The 511-nt window shown below is 35.8% G+C and carries 1 protein-coding gene; it reads left to right on the top strand.

What is annotated here, in order from left to right:
- Window positions 1–247: 247 nt before the first annotated feature.
- Window positions 248–511 (top strand): ZIP family metal transporter (locus tag ACRCJ0_RS19405; RefSeq protein ID WP_431391856.1); only part of this gene is annotated, 264 nt, incomplete at its 3' end.

The following is a 511-nucleotide window of genomic DNA, read 5'->3' as shown; positions in this document are numbered from 1 at the left end:
CGTTTGCTTCAACTATTATCATTAAATTTTGATTTAATAACTTACTTTTTTTAAAAAACACTTACTAAAAGTAAGCTCATATACAGTATACCTTATTTTTTCTCAGTGGTAAACACTCTTGCTTCTTTCTTCTCATATTTTTTGGTATCCCGAATAAAAAAGCCAAAACTTTGCTAATTCCAATGAAATGCTATACCAAATGATTTATAATAAAAGTGGAATATTAGGAGAAATGGAGTGAATGTGAATGTTTGAATGGTTTGCAACTGCCAACCCGATTTTACAAGCTACGCTGGCCGGCGTCTTTACTTGGTTGATGACGACCTTAGGTTCAGCATTGGTATTTTTCTTTAATGAAATTAACCGTCGTGTATTGGATATTATGAATGGATTTGCTGCTGGGGTTATGATTGCCGCAAGTTTCTGGTCACTTCTTGCCCCATCAATTGAATATGCAGAGGCAGGTGGGTGGGGCCGTTTTGCCTTTGTACCAGCCTTAATTGGTTTTATC

Source organism: Aerococcus sp. L_32, assembly GCF_050689315.1.
Note: the sequence above shows the minus strand (reverse complement) of the source record. Positions and strands in the feature narration are given on the sequence as shown.